14 protein-coding genes are annotated in these 15,192 nt (G+C 63.8%); 12 read left to right on the top strand and 2 right to left on the bottom strand.

The annotated features are described in order from the left end of the window. Positions 1-76: 76 nt before the first annotated feature. Complete coding sequence (locus MA07_RS31210; protein ID WP_280114244.1) at positions 77-202, top strand: hypothetical protein; 126 nt, start codon at positions 77-79, stop codon at positions 200-202. Between the two features lie 51 nt (positions 203-253). On the opposite strand, the gene MA07_RS16120 is transcribed toward MA07_RS31210, so the two are convergent. Both MA07_RS16120 and MA07_RS16125 read right to left on the bottom strand, forming a co-directional pair. Continuing rightward, positions 254-1,108 (bottom strand): alpha/beta hydrolase, encoded by an 855-nt coding sequence (locus tag MA07_RS16120; protein ID WP_036353044.1) that lies wholly within the window; start codon positions 1,106-1,108, stop codon positions 254-256. Between the two features lie 113 nt (positions 1,109-1,221). Beyond that, on the bottom strand, positions 1,222-2,280 hold the full coding sequence (locus MA07_RS16125; RefSeq protein WP_036353046.1) for a LacI family DNA-binding transcriptional regulator: 1,059 nt from the start codon (positions 2,278-2,280) through the stop codon (positions 1,222-1,224). 262 nt (positions 2,281-2,542) lie between these two features. On the opposite strand from MA07_RS16125, the gene ugpC reads away from it, so the two are divergent. From ugpC to MA07_RS16180, 11 genes are all read left to right on the top strand, one after another. Further along, complete coding sequence (ugpC, locus tag MA07_RS16130) at positions 2,543-3,616, top strand: sn-glycerol-3-phosphate ABC transporter ATP-binding protein UgpC (RefSeq protein WP_036353048.1); 1,074 nt, start codon at positions 2,543-2,545, stop codon at positions 3,614-3,616. 65 nt (positions 3,617-3,681) lie between these two features. Then, complete coding sequence (locus tag MA07_RS16135) at positions 3,682-4,941, top strand: ABC transporter substrate-binding protein (RefSeq protein ID WP_036353050.1); 1,260 nt, start codon at positions 3,682-3,684, stop codon at positions 4,939-4,941. Between the two features lie 78 nt (positions 4,942-5,019). Next, positions 5,020-5,958, top strand: a complete 939-nt coding sequence (locus tag MA07_RS16140; protein WP_244445268.1) for a sugar ABC transporter permease — start codon at positions 5,020-5,022, stop codon at positions 5,956-5,958. 5 nt (positions 5,959-5,963) lie between these two features. After that, entirely contained in the window at positions 5,964-6,815 is an 852-nt protein-coding gene (locus MA07_RS16145) for a carbohydrate ABC transporter permease (RefSeq protein WP_036353052.1), read from the top strand. 12 nt (positions 6,816-6,827) lie between these two features. Further along, positions 6,828-8,561 carry an L-arabinonate dehydratase gene (gene araD / locus MA07_RS16150; RefSeq protein ID WP_036353054.1) on the top strand — a complete coding sequence of 578 codons (1,734 nt, stop codon included), beginning with the start codon at positions 6,828-6,830 and terminating at the stop codon, positions 8,559-8,561. A gap of 10 nt (positions 8,562-8,571) precedes the next feature. Beyond that, the gene (locus MA07_RS16155; RefSeq protein WP_036353057.1) at positions 8,572-9,381 is read left to right on the top strand and encodes an aldolase/citrate lyase family protein; all 810 of its coding nucleotides are present in this window, start codon (positions 8,572-8,574) and stop codon (positions 9,379-9,381) included. A 21-nt stretch (positions 9,382-9,402) separates the two neighbouring features. After that, a complete protein-coding gene (locus tag MA07_RS16160; protein ID WP_036353059.1) occupies positions 9,403-10,290 on the top strand; it encodes an aldose 1-epimerase in 888 nt (295 codons plus the stop codon). After that, positions 10,287-11,168 (top strand): SMP-30/gluconolactonase/LRE family protein, encoded by an 882-nt coding sequence (locus MA07_RS16165; protein ID WP_036353061.1) that lies wholly within the window; start codon positions 10,287-10,289, stop codon positions 11,166-11,168. Before MA07_RS16160 ends, MA07_RS16165 begins: the two co-directional genes overlap by 4 nt. Before the next feature lie 12 nt (positions 11,169-11,180). After that, positions 11,181-11,945 carry an SDR family oxidoreductase gene (locus MA07_RS16170; protein ID WP_036353065.1) on the top strand — a complete coding sequence of 255 codons (765 nt, stop codon included), beginning with the start codon at positions 11,181-11,183 and terminating at the stop codon, positions 11,943-11,945. Positions 11,946-11,952: 7 nt separating this feature from the next. Then, positions 11,953-13,956 (top strand): alpha-glucosidase, encoded by a 2,004-nt coding sequence (locus MA07_RS16175; protein ID WP_036353069.1) that lies wholly within the window; start codon positions 11,953-11,955, stop codon positions 13,954-13,956. 3 nt (positions 13,957-13,959) lie between these two features. Then, positions 13,960-14,730, top strand: a complete 771-nt coding sequence (locus MA07_RS16180; RefSeq protein ID WP_036353072.1) for a sulfite exporter TauE/SafE family protein — start codon at positions 13,960-13,962, stop codon at positions 14,728-14,730. Positions 14,731-15,192 lie beyond the last annotated feature (462 nt).

Raw genomic sequence — 15,192 nt, forward strand, 5'->3', positions numbered from 1 at the left:
TAATACGGGTGCGCGACCACTGTGCTGGCGACGGGGCCTGTTTTCTCATATGCTGCGCCACATCTGGGGGCTTCACATGAAACAACTCGTCCGTGCCGCTGTCGTTATCAGCATCGGCCTTCTGGCCACGGCTTGCGACAAGTGCGGCAACTGGAACATCAATACCCCGCAGGTCTGTCACGAGGCGAAGCCGCAAGGCTGATCTTCATACGCCCTGCGGCAGGATGTGATCCGACGTCGAGGCCAGGCGCTGTCATCGCGCCCGCAATTCTCCGTCGCCCCAGCCGTCGCGTGTAACGGGCAGGCCCAATTGCTCTTCGAGCAGGGCTACATAGAGATACGGCCGCGCCACATAGGGAAAGTGCCCGCCTGACTCGAAGCGGTAGGCGACCGAGGGCTGCAAGCGCTCTCTGACCGCCTCCCGCATCGCCGGTGGAATCAGAGGGTCGTCGGCGCTCTCGATTGCCGCAATTCGCTCCCGCGGCAGGTCTAGAGGCGGCAGTTCCGGCCCATGCTTGAGCGCGTTGAGCCGTGTGCGCAGTTCCGGCTCCTGGATGCGCCCTCCCACTTCAGCCAAAAGAAGATCGACGAGTTCCGCCTGCTCCGGGTGAGCGTCCCGCCAGGCGTTGAGACCGCGACCGAAACCGGCGCGGAGTTCATCGATCGGCGCACTGTCGAGATCGGATGAGTAGGGCGGTCTGGCGGCAATCCCACCAACCGAGTGCAGTGTATTGGCTGCGATGAGCCTCTCGACCATGTGCGGATACGCTGCGGCGAAATACTGTGCCAGGTATCCTCCGAGCGAGGAGCCGAGCACAGTGGCGCGGCCAAGGCCGAGGCGGTTGCATAATTCCGCCAGATCGCCCGCCCATTCGGCCACGCCACCACTCCCGGGATAGGTGATGGCGACAATACGGGCGCGGCCCTCCAGGGCCTCGATCTGCTGCCAGAAGATGTCACCGCGGCCCAGCGTCCCCGGAATGAGGAGCAGCGCCGGCCCGGCTTCGCCTGCCTCCACATATCCCCATTCGCGGGTGCCGATGAGGATCCGCTGCTCGGGATGACGAGCCGCGAAACGGTCTCGGGCTGCGATCAGGCTGTTGGGCATGCGGACGGTTCCTCCACGAGACTGCGTCGTCGTATGCACAGGCTGCAGCAGATGGCACGCGAACGCCAGAGCCGGAGCGCAGGCTCAGCGGCGATGCAGGGCGTCGCTTCCGCTCAGGTGCTCCGCCGCTCGATGAGAACATGCCCTGTGTCGATGATACGGGAAGCGGCTGTGGGCTGTTCGCCGTGAATGCCGCCGAGAATCAGGCGCGCGACTTCCTTTCCGATCAGGTCACCGGAGGGGCGGATCGTCGTCAGGGAGGGAATGCACGAGGCGCTGAAATCGAGATCTCCAAAGCCCACCACGGCAATCCTGTCCGGCACGGCAATCCCTTGGCGCTGGCATTCGAAGAGCGCGCCGAGGGCGATGAGATCATTCGAGCAGGCGATGCCGTCGAGGGAGGGAATCTGCTGGAGGGCGCGGTTCAAGAGGAGTGATCCGGCTTCGACCGTGGCTGCTCCGGGATGATTGATGATTTCACAGGTTGTCTGTGCTGCCGCGCGCTTTGCTTCTTCGGCGAAGCCGCTCGCGCGCTTGGCCGCACGGTGATCCTCCTGCATGCGGGCGCCGAGAAAGGCGATGGAACGGCGCTCCTTGGACAGGAGGTGCCGGGCGGCGGATGCACCTACCTGTGGGTGTGAAAACCCCACAGCCATGTTGATCGGCTTTCCACCGATCTCCCACATCTCGATGACAGGCACGCCGCTCGCTTGCAGAAGCTTGCGGGTCTCGGCGCTGTGGGACAGACCCGTCAGGACGACGGCAGCCGGAGCCCAGGCGAGGGCGGTTCGAACCAGGGCCTCCTCCTGCTCCTCTCCATACTCACTATGGCCGAGGATCACCTGCAGGCCCTCCACCGCCAGTTCGGACTGAAGGGTCGATACCGTCTCGGCGAAAAAGGCGTTGCGGATCGAGGGGACAATGACGCTGACGACCTTCGAGGATGCGGCCGCCAGTCCCCCTGCCACCAGATTGGGAACATAGCCCAGCGTCGAGATCGCACGGGCGATTTCCTGGCCTGCCGCGGGGGAAACGGCTGCAGGCTTGCGCAGGTACAGCGAGACAGTGGACGGGGAGACCTGGGCGAGCTTGGCCACATCCATCATGGTCACGCGCTGCATCTTGCGCCGCTTCCGCGGGATGCGATTCTGCAGGCTGGTGCCAGTATCCATGGGCTTCTCTTTCGTAGCGCTCCGAGAGAATAGTTTCCAGCATTATAGGGTTGGAAAGGTAATATCCCAAGGGAAAATGCCTGCTCGGCTGGCAGAATCCCTGTTCTGTTGCTCAGCTCCTAGGGCTTCTGAAAGCAGCTTGCGCAGATCAAATCGCAGCGCTATGATGCACACAATGAGCCGAAAAACCTGGGACTTGTCGCAGGGGCGTATGTGCAGGTGTGCCGGATGCGAGTGCGCCGCAGAGCAACAGGGATGGAGCATGTCGTCTGTCAGCTTCCGCAAGCTTGAGAAGACCTACGGTGCCCTGAAGATCGTCAAGGGGATCGACCTGGAGATTGCTGACCGCGAGTTCGTGGTGCTGGTGGGTCCCTCCGGCTGCGGCAAGTCGACCACCTTGCGCATGCTTGCAGGACTTGAGAGCATCAGCGGCGGCGAGATCCGCATCGGCGAGCGGGTGGTGAACAAGCTGCCGCCCCGCGAGCGCGACATCGCTATGGTGTTTCAGGATTATGCGCTCTACCCGCACAAGACTGTCTATGAGAACATGGCCTTCAGCCTGAAGGTGCGCGGGATTCCCTCCGCCGAGATCAAGCCGCGCATCACCCAGGCGGCCGAAATGCTCGGGATCACGCAGCTTCTTGAGAGAAAGCCGAGCCAGCTCTCCGGTGGCCAACGCCAGCGCGTTGCTATGGGGCGCGCCATCGTGCGCCGTCCCCAGGTGTTCCTCTTCGACGAGCCGCTTTCCAACCTCGATGCCAAGCTGCGCGGCCAGGTCCGCACGGAGATCAAGCGGCTTCACCAAGCTATCGGAACCACAATCATCTACGTGACCCACGATCAGGTGGAGGCGATGACGCTCGCGGACCGCATCGTGATCCTCAAGGGTGGCGAGATCGAGCAGGTCGGTACGCCGGACGAAGTCTACAACGCGCCGGCCAGCGTTTTTGTCGGCGGCTTCATCGGCTCGCCTGCCATGAATTTCGCGAAGGGCACGATCCGCGGTGGGCAGGTGATGTTCGACGGTGGGGCCAGCATTCCGCTCCACAGCCACTCGGCCGGGAAAGCCGGCGGCCTCGAAGGGCATGATGTCGTGGTCGGCCTCCGGCCGGAGCACTTCGTGCCGGCCGGCGAGGGCCATGCCCTGTCTGGCCGCGTGCAGGTCGTCGAGCCGCTGGGCTCCGACACGCTCATTCACTTCATGCTCGGCTCGTCCACACTGACTGCGCGCGTCGCGCCGGAGATGCGCCCGAACCCAGGCGAGAACCTCTCCATCGGTGTCGATCCTTCGCGGATCCATCTGTTCGATGCGGCGACGGAACGGGCCATCGCCTGAAAGGCGAAGGCCGAACAAAGGGTGCCGGCAACGACCGGCATCGTCAAACTTCCACGGAGGAAACGATGACTTTGAACAAGACCATGACACTGCTTCTGGCAGGTGCGGCTGTGACCCTGTCCGCGTCGGTCGCGACAGCGCAGACCAACCTGCGGGTATTCGTCTCGAGCCAGCACCGCCCGGACGTGTGGCGCAAGGCTTTCGACATGTACGAGGCCAAGAACGCCAACGTGAAGGTGACGATCGAAACCGGCGGCAACACCTCCGAGCAGCAGGCGCAGTACCTCAACACGGTCATGACCGCGAAGGACTCGTCTCTCGACATCATGATCCTCGACGTGATCCGCCCGGCCCAGTACGCAGCCGCCGGCTGGACCGTTCCTTTCAACGAGACTCTCGGCAGCGATGCCGCCAGCTACATGAAGCGCTATCTCCCGGCCTATGCCGAGGCCAATACGGTCGACGGCAAGGTCGTGGCTCTGCCCGCCTTCGCGGACGCCATGTTCCTCTACTACCGCAAGGATCTGCTCGAGAAGCACAGCATCCAGCCGCCGCAGACCTGGGACGAGCTCGCGGCCGCTGCCAAGAAGGTGACCGACGCCGAGAAGGATCCGAACCTTCAGGGACTCTCCTTCCAGGGCAAGGCCATCGAGGGCGCGGTCTGCACCTTCCTTCTGCCCTACTGGAGCATGGGCAAGCAGCTCGTCTCCGACGGCAAGCTCTCCTTCGACAAGGACGCTGCCGTGAAGTCGCTGAAGCTGTGGAAGGACTTCGTCGATCAGGGTGTTGCCAAGAAGAACATCGCGGAAGTGGCGACCGACGACACCCGCAAGGAGTTCCAGGCCGGCAACGTGCTGTTCGCGGTGAACTGGTCGTATGCCTGGGGTCAGTTCCAGGGTGCTGAGTCCGCCGTGAAGGACAAGGTCGGCGTCGTGAAGCTCCCGGCCGTGCAGGGCGGCCAGCCGGCCTCCTGCCTCGGCGGCTGGGAATGGGGCGTGTCCGCCTATTCCAACAACAAGACCGAGGCGCAGAAGTTCGTCCAGTATCTTTCGAGCCCCGAAATCTCGGAGTTCATGGCGATCAATGCAGCGCTGCTCCCGCAATTCCCGGAGGTCTACACCGACGCTGACGTAACCAAGGCCGTGCCGTGGTTCGCAAATGCAAAGCCGGTGGTCGAGACGGCCAAGGCCCGTCCCGTGACGCCGCGCTACAATGAGGTCAGCGAGATCATCCGCACAACCGTCAATGGCGTACTCGCCGGTCAGTCGACTCCCGAAGAAGGCGCCACCCAGATGGAAGGCCGCCTGCGCCGCGTGCTGCGCTAAGGCCCATAGCGATACCAATCTGACGGACGCCCATGGGCGTCCGTCACCCCAGCGCTGCAACCGGGCAGGATGATGACGATGGCGACGGCCAGCGAAACGACTCTAGTGACCATGCACAACGAGAGCGGCACGAAGTGGTGGACGCGTTTCCTTGATCCGAGCGAGCGCACCCTGGCCGTGCTGCTGCTGATGCCGGCGGCGCTGCTCCTGACCCTCATCATCGTCTATCCGGTCGGCCGGCTGATCTGGACGAGCTTCCAGAACCTGTCGCTCACCTCCGGCGTTCCGGCGACCTTCGCGGGGTTTGAGAACTACAGTCTCATGCTGGACGATCCGGTGTTCTGGGAGACGACCTGGAACACCGTTCTCATCACGCTCATCACCGTTCCGGGCGCGCTGCTCGTCGGCCTGGCGCTCGCTCTGATGGCCAATCTGCCGTTCAACGTGAAATGGCCGGTCCGACTTTCGCTCCTCATCCCCTGGGCGCTGCCGCTTTCGTTCGCTGGCCTCATCTTCGCGTGGTTCTTCCATTCCGAATACGGCGTGGTGAACGACGTTCTTCGGAGGATCGGCATAGAGGGTGTGATCTGGTTCAACTCGGCCAACTGGGCCTTTGCCGCGATCTGCCTCACGATCATCTGGAAGACCTCGTCCTTCATGGCGCTTATCATCCTCGCCGGGCTCCAGACCATTCCGCGGTCCCTCTACGAGGCGGCGGACGTCGATGGGGCAGGGCGCCTCAGGCAGTTCTTCGAGATCACGCTGCCGCTGCTCAAGCCCGCCATCGTCGTGGCCCTGATCTTCCGCACCATCACGGCGCTGCAGACCTTCGACATCCCGTTCACCATGACCCGTGGCGGTCCGGGCACGTCCACCGCGACACTCGCCATGTACATCCACCAGAACACGGTCGATTTCCTCGATCTCGGCTACGGCTCGGCGCTCGCCATGGTCATGTTCGTGCTCTCCATGGGCGTGACGGCGGTCTATCTGCGCATGATCCGGACCAAGGGGTGACAGCCATGAGCCACAACGCCACCGCCGACCGTTCGATCTTCTCCGGCAAGCCTCTGCGCATCCTGATCGGGCTCATCCTGGTCGTGAACGGGATGTTCCCGGCGCTGTGGATTCTGTTCACGTCGCTCAAGACGGAAGCCGAGCTGACCGTGAAGCCGATCACCTGGCTGCCGCATGCGCCCACCATCGCGAACTATCTGCGCGCCTTCACGGACCAGCCTCTGCTGCTGTTCCTTTTCAACAGCTTCATGGTGGCGATCCTCTCCACTGCATTGACGCTCCTCATTTCCCTGCTGGCGGCCTATGCGCTGGCGCGGCTCCAGATCCGCGGGCGAGACCTCATCCTGTCGGCCATCATCGCTGTGTCGACCTTCCCGCTCGTCACGCTGCTGGTGCCGCTCTTCGAGATCATGCGCGCGCTCGGCCTCCTCAACACCTGGGTGGCCCTCATCCTGCCCTACACGGTGCTGAGCCTGCCGGTCTGCACCCTCATCCTAGTCTCGTTCTTCGAGGGTATTCCGCGCGATCTGGAAAATTCCGCAATGATCGACGGCTGCACCCGCATCGGCGCCCTGTTCAAGGTCGTGGTGCCACTTTCGGCGCCCGGCGTGTTCACGGCGGGCATCCTGGCCTTCGTGAACGCCTGGGACGAGTTCCTGCTCGCGCTTTCGTTCAACTCCAACCCGATGCTGCGCACGCTCCCCGTGGGCATCACGCTCTACCAGGGCGAGTTCGCGTTCCCCTGGCCGGTGATCTCGGCAGCGCTCGTCGTCGGCATCGTGCCCCTCGCGATCCTGATCGTGATCTTCCAGGAGCGCGTCGTGTCCGGCCTGACCTCCGGCGGCATCAAGGGATAAGGACACTCTGACATGACACGCCGAACAATCGGGGAGCTGCGAAGCCAGCGCTGGTATGCCTCCGACGACATGCGCGGCTTCGCGCATCGTCAGCGCACGCAGCAGATGGGCTTGCGTCGGGAGGAGTTCCTCAGGAAGCCCGTCGTCGCCATCGTCAACACCTGGAGCGAACTCAGCCCCTGCCACTCGCACCTGCGCGACCGTGCCGAGGCGGTGAAGCGCGGCGTCTGGCAGGCAGGCGGATACCCGGTGGAGTTGCCCGCCCTGTCGGTCGGCGAGGTGATGGTGAAGCCCACCACCATGCTCTACCGCAACTTCCTCGCCATGGAGGTGGAGGAGCTTCTGCGCTCGCATCCCATCGACGGCGCCGTGCTGCTCGGTGGCTGCGACAAGTCCACGCCCGGCCTCCTCATGGGGGCGATCAGCATGGACATCCCGGTGATCTATTGCCCGGCAGGGCCCATGTCGAACGGGCAGTGGCGCGGGCACAAGACCGGAGCCGGCACCCACACCAAGAAATACTGGGACGAGCTTCGCGCCGGCAACATCACGCAGGACGACTGGGTCGATCTGGAGAGCCGGATGACTCGTTCCATCGGCACCTGCAACACCATGGGCACGGCCTCCACCATGACGTCCATCGTGGACGCCATGGGTCTCACCCTCCCGGGCGCGTCCTCGATTCCCGCAGCCGACAGCGGCCACCCGCGCATGGCCTCGGCCTGCGGTGAGCGCATCATCGAGATGATCTGGGACGACTGGAAGCCCTCCCGCTTCCTCGATGCCAGGAGCTTTCGCAATGGCCTCGTCGCCTATATGGCGCTCGGCGGCTCGACGAATGCCGCCGTTCACCTCATCGCCATGGCGCGCCGGGCGGGCGTCGATCTCACCCTCGACGACATGTCCGATATGGCGGGCCGGGTGCCGGTCTGCGCCAATCTTTTTCCGTCTGGTGAATACCTGATGGAGGATTTCTATTTTGCAGGCGGAATTCTGGCGCAGCTCAAGAAGCTGGAGCGCCATCTCGACAAGGACGCTATGACCGTGAACGGCAGGACGCTGGGCGAGAACATCGCCGGAGCCGACTGCTGGAACGACGAGGTCGTCCGGGGCGAGGACAACCCGGTCGTGCCGCTCTCGCGCGGCAAGACTCTGGCCGTGCTGCGCGGCAATCTGGCTCCCAATGGCGCCGTCATGAAGTCCTCGGCGGCCAACCCGAAGTTCCTCAAGCATACGGGGCCTGCGCTGGTCTTCGACAATCCCGCCGAGATGAACCGCACCATCGACGATCCCGACCTCGACATCACGGAGGATACGGTGATCGTGCTCCGCAATGCCGGCCCGGTCGGCGCGCCGGGCATGCCCGAATGGGGCAACCTGCCGATCCCGAAGAAGCTGCTGAAACAGGGCGTGCGCGACATGGTGCGCATCTGCGATGGACGCATGAGCGGTACGCACTATGGCACCTGCATCCTGCACGTGGCGCCGGAGGCGGCGGTCGGCGGACCCCTCGGGCTCCTGAGGACGGGAGATCTCGTGGAACTCGATGTGGAAGCCGGGCGCCTCGACATGAAGGTTGATGATGAGGAACTGGAGCGCCGCCGCGCCGACTGGAAGCCAGGCGCGCTGCGCTACGAGCGCTCCTTTGCGGCCCTTTACCAGCGCCACGTCTCCCAGGCCGACGAGGGCTGCGACTTCGACTTCCTGTCCACGCGCGGCCTCGTAGCCGAGCCGTCAATCTTCTAAAGGTTTTGTCATGATCGACATCGAGAACCGCTTCAAAGGCTGGCTGAAGGGGCAGGGACCCAAGCCGCCGCTCGGCACATGGCTCATGGCAGCCGCGCCTGCAACTGCCGAGGCCATGGGCTACAGCGGCTTCGACTTCCTCGTCGTCGACATGGAGCACGTGCCGATTGAAGTGTCGGATCTGGCGCACATCCTGCGCGCCATCGGCTGCACGCCGGCCGATGCGGTGGTGCGGCTCGCCTGGAACGATCAGGTGCTCGTGAAGCGCGTGCTCGATGCGGGCGCCCAGACGATCATGCTGCCCTTCGTCCAAACCGCCGAGGAAGCGCGTCAGGCCGTTTCGTTCGCGAAATATCCGCCGGAGGGCGTGCGCGGCGTGGCCGCCGTGCATCGCGGCTCCCGGTTCGGCCGCGCGGCGGATTACCTCAAGCGCGCAAACGATCAGATCGCAGTAATCGTCCAGCTCGAAACCCCGGAGGCCATCGAGCGGCTGCCGGAGATCGCTGCCGTTCCAGGGATCGATGCCCTATTCGTGGGCCCTGGCGACCTTGCCGCCGCCATGGGTCATATCGGCAACATCGCACACGCGGACGTTCAGGCGCTGATCGAGAGGGCCGCCAGGATAGCCCAGGAAGCCGGCAAGCCGGTCGGCATCGTCGGCCCCAATCCGGACATGGTGCGCCGCTTCATCGGATACGGCTACAGCTACGTGGCGGTGGCCTCCGACATCGCCATGATGACGAGCCGCGCCTCCGAATGGCTCGGCGCTCTCAGGGGCGACGCTGCCCCGGCTCCGGTCGCGCCCGCCGCAGCATATTAAGAACCTGAGGAGGCCATCCTGATCGTCACGCTCAGGAGCAGTGCTCTAAGGCTCGATCTGGCGCCCTCCATCGGAGGTGCCATCGCGAGCTTCCGGCATGACCGCGTGGCGCTGATGCGGGAAACACCCGAGCAGGCGCTGCGCGACGGGCTGGTGCGGCAGACCTGCTGCTATCCGCTCATTCCCTACAGCAACCGCATCGCCCAGGGGCGCTTCTCGTTCCAGGGTTTCGAGCATCGACTTGCGCTGAACTTCGGCGATCATCCGCATTCCATCCATGGCAACGCTTGGCAGAGGCCGTGGCAGGTGGTGGAAGCGGACGAGGCGCGCTGCCGTCTTTCGCTTACTCATCGCCCGGATGGAGACGAGGCGGGGGGCTGGCCTTACGCCTACCGGGCCGAGCAGCTTTTCGAGCTGTCTGCGGATGGCTTGATGCTGACATTGTCGCTGAAGAACGAGGATCATCGCGCCATGCCGGCCGGATTGGGGCTGCATCCGTTCTTCCCGAAGCGCCCTGGCGTTCGCCTGCAGTTCGCAGCCGAACGTGTCTATCCTAATGGCGAGGATTCGCTTCCGCTGGACGGCGCTCCGGTTCCGAATGATTGGAACTACCAAACAATGCGGGAACTGGGCGAACCGCGTCTCGACAACTGCTTTGCGGGATGGGGCGGAACGGCCCGCATTTCCTATGGTCAGGAGAGCATCGTCTTGAGCATCGAGGCCGATCCGCTGTTCGGCCATCTCGTGGTGTATGTCCCGGCGGAGCGGGACTTCTTTGCCGTCGAGCCCGTGAGCCACATGAACGATGCTATCAACCGGCCCGATCCATCGCTGCACGGCCTCAAGGTGCTGCAACCCGGTGAGCGCCTGACTGCGCAGGTGCGCTTCGGCGTGGAGGTGTTGTCGTGAGTCTTACAATCGCCTTGGATGTTCGCGCCGAACTGGGGGAATGCCCGATCTGGTCCGTGGAGGAGCAGGCGCTCTACTTCGTGGACATCAAGGGCAGGGCGCTGCACCGCTTTGCTCCCGCGACGGGCGAGCATCGAACCTTCGCGATGCCGGAGGAGATCGGGTGCATCGGGTTCAGGAAAGGTGGCGGCTTCATCGCGGGCTTCCGCTCCGGCCTCTGGCTGCTCGATGCCAATGGCAGCCGATTGCAGAAGCTCGCCGACAATCCGGAAGACCAGCGCACGAGCCGGTTCAACGATGGGCGCGTCGATCCGGCCGGCCGCTACCTGGCCGGGACCATCGATGAGCCCAAGGATGGCGGCAAGGCGCATCTCTACTGCTATGACTCTCGTGGGCTTTCGACTCTTGCCGACGGGCTTCTGACATCGAACGGCGTCGCCTTCTCGCCCGACGGGCGTACCCTCTACCACTCCGACACGCCCACCTTCACGGTGTGGCGCTACGCCTATGATCCAGCAATGGGCGAGGCCACGGACAAGACCCTGTTCGTGCGTCTCCAGCCGACAGAGACCGACCGGGGCCGCCCCGACGGGGCTGCCGTGGATGAGCAAGGCTGCTACTGGACTGCTCTGTTCGAAGGTGGACGGATCCAGCGCTATGCGCCGGACGGCCGCCTGCTCGCGGAATATCCCGTTCCGGCCCGCTGCCCCACCATGGTCTGCTTCGGCGGCGCCGATCTCAAGACGCTCTACGTGACCTCCGCCCGCACGGGTCGCTCCGAGGATGAGCTGTCGACATTTCCACATTCCGGCAGCCTGTTCGCCATGCCGGTCGACGTGCCGGGACTGCCCGAATACACATTCGATCTTTCCGTTTAAGGCTGCATTGCCATGTCGTTCGATTACACCACCGCCCACTATCGCTCCCTTGCGGGCCGATCGGTCGTCGTCACCGGAGGCGCGTCCGGGATCGGCGAGGAAATGGTGAAGGCCTTCGTAGCGCAGGGCGCGCGCGTGTCCTTCATCGATATAGCCAAGGAGCCCGGGGAGGCGCTGGCCAAGGCGACGGGTGCCGGCTTCCATGCCTGCGATGTCACCGACATTCCGGCTCTCCGCGAGGCGCTGTCCCGCATCGAGGACGATCATGGCGGCGTGGATGTCCTCGTCAACAATGCCGGCAAGGACGACCGGCACGACATGGCCGAGGTGGAGCCTGATTACTGGCGGCGCGCCCTCGCGCTCAACCTGGATCACCAGTTCTTCGCCACGCAGGCGGTCTCGAAGGGCATGGCGGCGCGCGGTGCCGGATCGGTCATCATGCTCGGCTCCATCTCCTGGATGCGCGGACGTCCCGGCATGGTTGGCTATACGACTGCCAAGGCAGCGATCAACGGAATGACCCGCACCCTTGCTCGCGAGTTGGGACCCGCTGGGATCCGGGTGAACTGCATCGTGCCTGGCGCGATCCTCACCGAGCGGCAGAAGGCGCTGTGGCTGACGCCGGAGCTGAACCAGCAGTTTCTCGACCTCCAGGCCCTGAAGTTCCGGCTCGACGCCGGCCATGTGGCCAGGATGGCGCTCTTCCTGGCCTCCGACGAGAGCGGCGGCTGCACGGGGGCTAACTTCATCGTCGATGCCGGCCTGACCCAGAATTGAGATTGCCATGAAGATCCAGACCACTTCCGACGGCTTCGACCTCGTCCTCGACGGCAGGCTGATCCTGCGCCACCGCAGCGAGGCCCCGTGCCTCTTCGTCGGCCAGGGCGATGCACGCATGGACATGTATCGCGGCAACTTCGACATCGAGGATTACGTCATCGAGCGCACGCCCCTGTCGCATGCGGTCGTGTCGGGCTCCGAAATCGCTTTCTCGAATGCGCCCGGGCAGAAGCCGCGCTTGACCCTGCAGGTATCCGGCGACGAGCGCAACGGCGCCATCGCTTTTCGGTCTGATGATTCCGCCATCAACCGGCTCTGGATCCGCATCGCCGCGGAGGACGGCGAGCATGTGTGGGGCGGCGGCGAGCAGATGTCTTATTTCGACATGCGCGGCCGGCGCTTTCCCCTCTGGACCTCCGAGCCTGGGGTGGGCCGCGACAAGACCACAGAGATCACCTTCAAGGCCGATGTCACCGGCAAGTCGGGCGGCGACTATTGGAACACCAACTATCCGCAGCCGACCTACCTCTCATCGTATCGCTATGCGTTGCACGTGGAGACGAGTGCCTACTCGGCCTTCGATTTTCGCCGCGGCGACTTTCATGAGATCGAGATCTGGGCCGTTCCAGAGCGCATCGAACTCACCGCTCGCCCGACGTTCATTGCGCTCGTCGAGGCCATGGCCGAACGCTTCGGCCGTCAGCCGCCGCTGCCGGAATGGGTCTATGGCGGCGCGATCATCGGGCTCAAGGACGGGGCCAATTCCTTCGAGCGGCTTGAGCGCATCATCGCGGCAGGCACGAAAGTCTCAGGCCTATGGTGCGAGGATTGGGTGGGGCTGCGCCACACCTCCTTCGGTGCACGGCTCTTCTGGGATTGGAAAGCCAATGATGATCGCTATCCGGCGCTGCGCCAGCGTATCGCTGAGCTTGAGGATCGCGGCATCCGCTTCCTCGGCTATGTAAACCCCTACCTCGCCGTCGACGGCTCCCTGTTCCCGGAGGCGGAGGCTGCAGGCTACTTCGCGACGGATGAGAACGGCAAAACGGCTCTTGTCGATTTCGGCGAGTTCGATTGCGGCGTCGTCGACTTCACGAACCCGGAGGCCTCTGCCTGGTTCGCTGACCGCGTCATCGGTCAGAACATGATCGATTTCGGTCTCTCCGGCTGGATGGCCGATTTTGGCGAGTATCTTCCCATCGACGTGAAGCTCGCCAACAGCGTCGATGCCAAGATCATGCACAATGCTTGGCCGACGCTGTGGGCCGAGGTGAATGCCCGCGCCGTCGAGAGCAGGGGAAAGACCGGCGAAATCCTGTTCTTCATGCGGGCCGGTTTCACGGGGGTGCAGAAGCACTGTCCGCTGCTTTGGGCAGGTGACCAATCGGTCGACTTCACCCGCCACGACGGGCTCGTCACGGTCATCTCCGGCGCGCTTTCGTCGGGGCTCCTTGGCAATGCCTACCATCACTCGGATATCGGCGGCTATACGAGCCTTTTCGGCAATGTGCGCACGGCGGAGCTCATCATGCGCTGGGCTGAGATGGGAGCCTTCACGCCTGTGATGCGCACCCACGAGGGCAACCGCCCGCGCGACAACCTGCAGATCGATCAGGACCCGCAGGTGATGGCTCATTTCGCCCGGATGACGCAGATTTATGTGCATCTCGTGCCCTACCTGAAGTCTCTCGTGGCGGAGGCCTCCACGCGAGGCCTGCCGGTCCAGCGGCCGCTCTTCCTCCATTTCGAGGACGATGCCCGTACCTATGCCATTCAGGACGCCTATCTCTATGGCGCGGACCTGCTCGTTGCTCCTGTCTCGCAGGCCGGGAAGACGGATTGGAGCACCTACCTGCCCGCGGGAGCGGATTGGGTTCATGTCTGGACGGACGAGACCTTTACGGGCGGAAGAGACGTGACCGTACCCGCGCCCTTCGGCCAGCCGCCCGTATTCTATCGAGTGGGCTCTCGTTTCGCGGAGCTGTTCGCAGGCCTGAGGACAATCTGAGCGATGTCGGTTGCGGAACTCATCGGCTTTCTTCTGCTGGCGGGCGCCGCCGCTTATGCTCAGACTCTCACCGGTTTCGCCTTTGGCCTCATCACCATGGGGGGCGTTGGGCTGACAGGTCTTCTGTCGTTGCCCGATGCCGCCATGATCGTCAGCGTGCTGACCCTGGTGAACGCCACGCAGATGCTGCTGAAGGGCTGGCGCGACGTGGCGTGGCGGGAGTTCGCCTTCGTCATGGCCGCCAGCATTCCAATGCTCTTCGTCGGCTATTGGCTGCTGGAATGGCTTGCCGGAACCCGTGCCGATCTTCTGCGCCTGATCCTCGGGCTCGTGATCATCGTCTCGAGCCTGCAACTGGCGCGAAAGCCGGAGCCGCTTGCGAAGCAGTCACGTGACGGATCGTTCCTCTTCTTCGGCTCCATCGCTGGCCTCATGGGCGGGATGTTTTCAACCGCAGGGCCGCCGCTGGTCTACCATTTCTACCGCCAGCCCATGCCCCTGGTGAGGATCCGGGAAACCCTCGTCACCGTCTTTGCCCTCAATGCCGTCTTCCGCATCGGTCTCGTGGTGCTCTCCGGCGACCTGCCATCCGGCTCGAACCTCACGGGTCTTTTTGCCATTCCGGCGGTTATGGGCGCGACCTATGCGGCACGTCGCTGGCCGCCCCCGGTTTCGGCGGCCACGATGCGCCGCATCGTATTCATTCTTCTGTTCCTCTCGGGCGTGTCGCTTGGAGCGCCTGCCGTCATCCACCTTGTGGAAGCTGTGTTATGACCGGGCAGCTGAAGGCTGTTGACCATCGTGTTGAGGAGCTGAAAAGTTTCATTCTTCTGGTGCAGCGGGAGAATGTGTGACGCCGGACGGCGCACCTGCACGGCATCAGTGGCTTCCTCAGGATCAAGTGCATCAGCCTTGCCGGCGCGTGGCAAATACAAAGCCGGGCCCAGCCGGACTGCTCCCTGTTGGTCGGTCCGTCATCAGGGATCCCCCGCTCGGAACCATTTATCTTGAGCGCCATTGCTCTGTGAAGCTTGATGGAGGCTCCGATGCCCGATGAGAAGATCGATCAGAAGCGCCCTGTGGACGCACAGAACGAGCAGAAACCGATCCAACAGCGCCACGTGGATGACACGGTCGACGACAGTTTTCCTGCCAGCGACCCGCCCGCTTGGACCACGTCAGCCTCGAAAAGTGTTGCGTCAGAATGCGAGCCTGACTCACTGAATGAGGTGCCTG

The organism is Microvirga sp. BSC39, from assembly GCF_000739015.1.
Lineage (GTDB): Bacteria > Pseudomonadota > Alphaproteobacteria > Rhizobiales > Beijerinckiaceae > Microvirga.

Excerpts from the sequence above, each read along its gene's own strand:
- MA07_RS16180 (WP_036353072.1), top strand. The coding sequence starts at position 13,960 with ATGTCGGTTGCGGAACTCATCGGCTTTCTTCTGCTGGCGGGCGCCGCC.
- MA07_RS16145 (WP_036353052.1), top strand. The coding sequence starts at position 5,964 with ATGAGCCACAACGCCACCGCCGACCGTTCGATCTTCTCCGGCAAGCCT.
- MA07_RS16135 (WP_036353050.1), top strand. The coding sequence starts at position 3,682 with ATGACTTTGAACAAGACCATGACACTGCTTCTGGCAGGTGCGGCTGTG.
- ugpC (WP_036353048.1), top strand. The coding sequence starts at position 2,543 with ATGTCGTCTGTCAGCTTCCGCAAGCTTGAGAAGACCTACGGTGCCCTG.
- MA07_RS16140 (WP_244445268.1), top strand. The coding sequence starts at position 5,020 with ATGGCGACGGCCAGCGAAACGACTCTAGTGACCATGCACAACGAGAGC.
- MA07_RS16120 (WP_036353044.1), bottom strand. The coding sequence starts at position 1,108 with ATGCCCAACAGCCTGATCGCAGCCCGAGACCGTTTCGCGGCTCGTCAT.
- MA07_RS16155 (WP_036353057.1), top strand. The coding sequence starts at position 8,572 with ATGATCGACATCGAGAACCGCTTCAAAGGCTGGCTGAAGGGGCAGGGA.
- MA07_RS16175 (WP_036353069.1), top strand. The coding sequence starts at position 11,953 with ATGAAGATCCAGACCACTTCCGACGGCTTCGACCTCGTCCTCGACGGC.
- MA07_RS16125 (WP_036353046.1), bottom strand. The coding sequence starts at position 2,280 with ATGGATACTGGCACCAGCCTGCAGAATCGCATCCCGCGGAAGCGGCGC.
- MA07_RS16170 (WP_036353065.1), top strand. The coding sequence starts at position 11,181 with ATGTCGTTCGATTACACCACCGCCCACTATCGCTCCCTTGCGGGCCGA.
- araD (WP_036353054.1), top strand. The coding sequence starts at position 6,828 with ATGACACGCCGAACAATCGGGGAGCTGCGAAGCCAGCGCTGGTATGCC.
- MA07_RS31210 (WP_280114244.1), top strand. The coding sequence starts at position 77 with ATGAAACAACTCGTCCGTGCCGCTGTCGTTATCAGCATCGGCCTTCTG.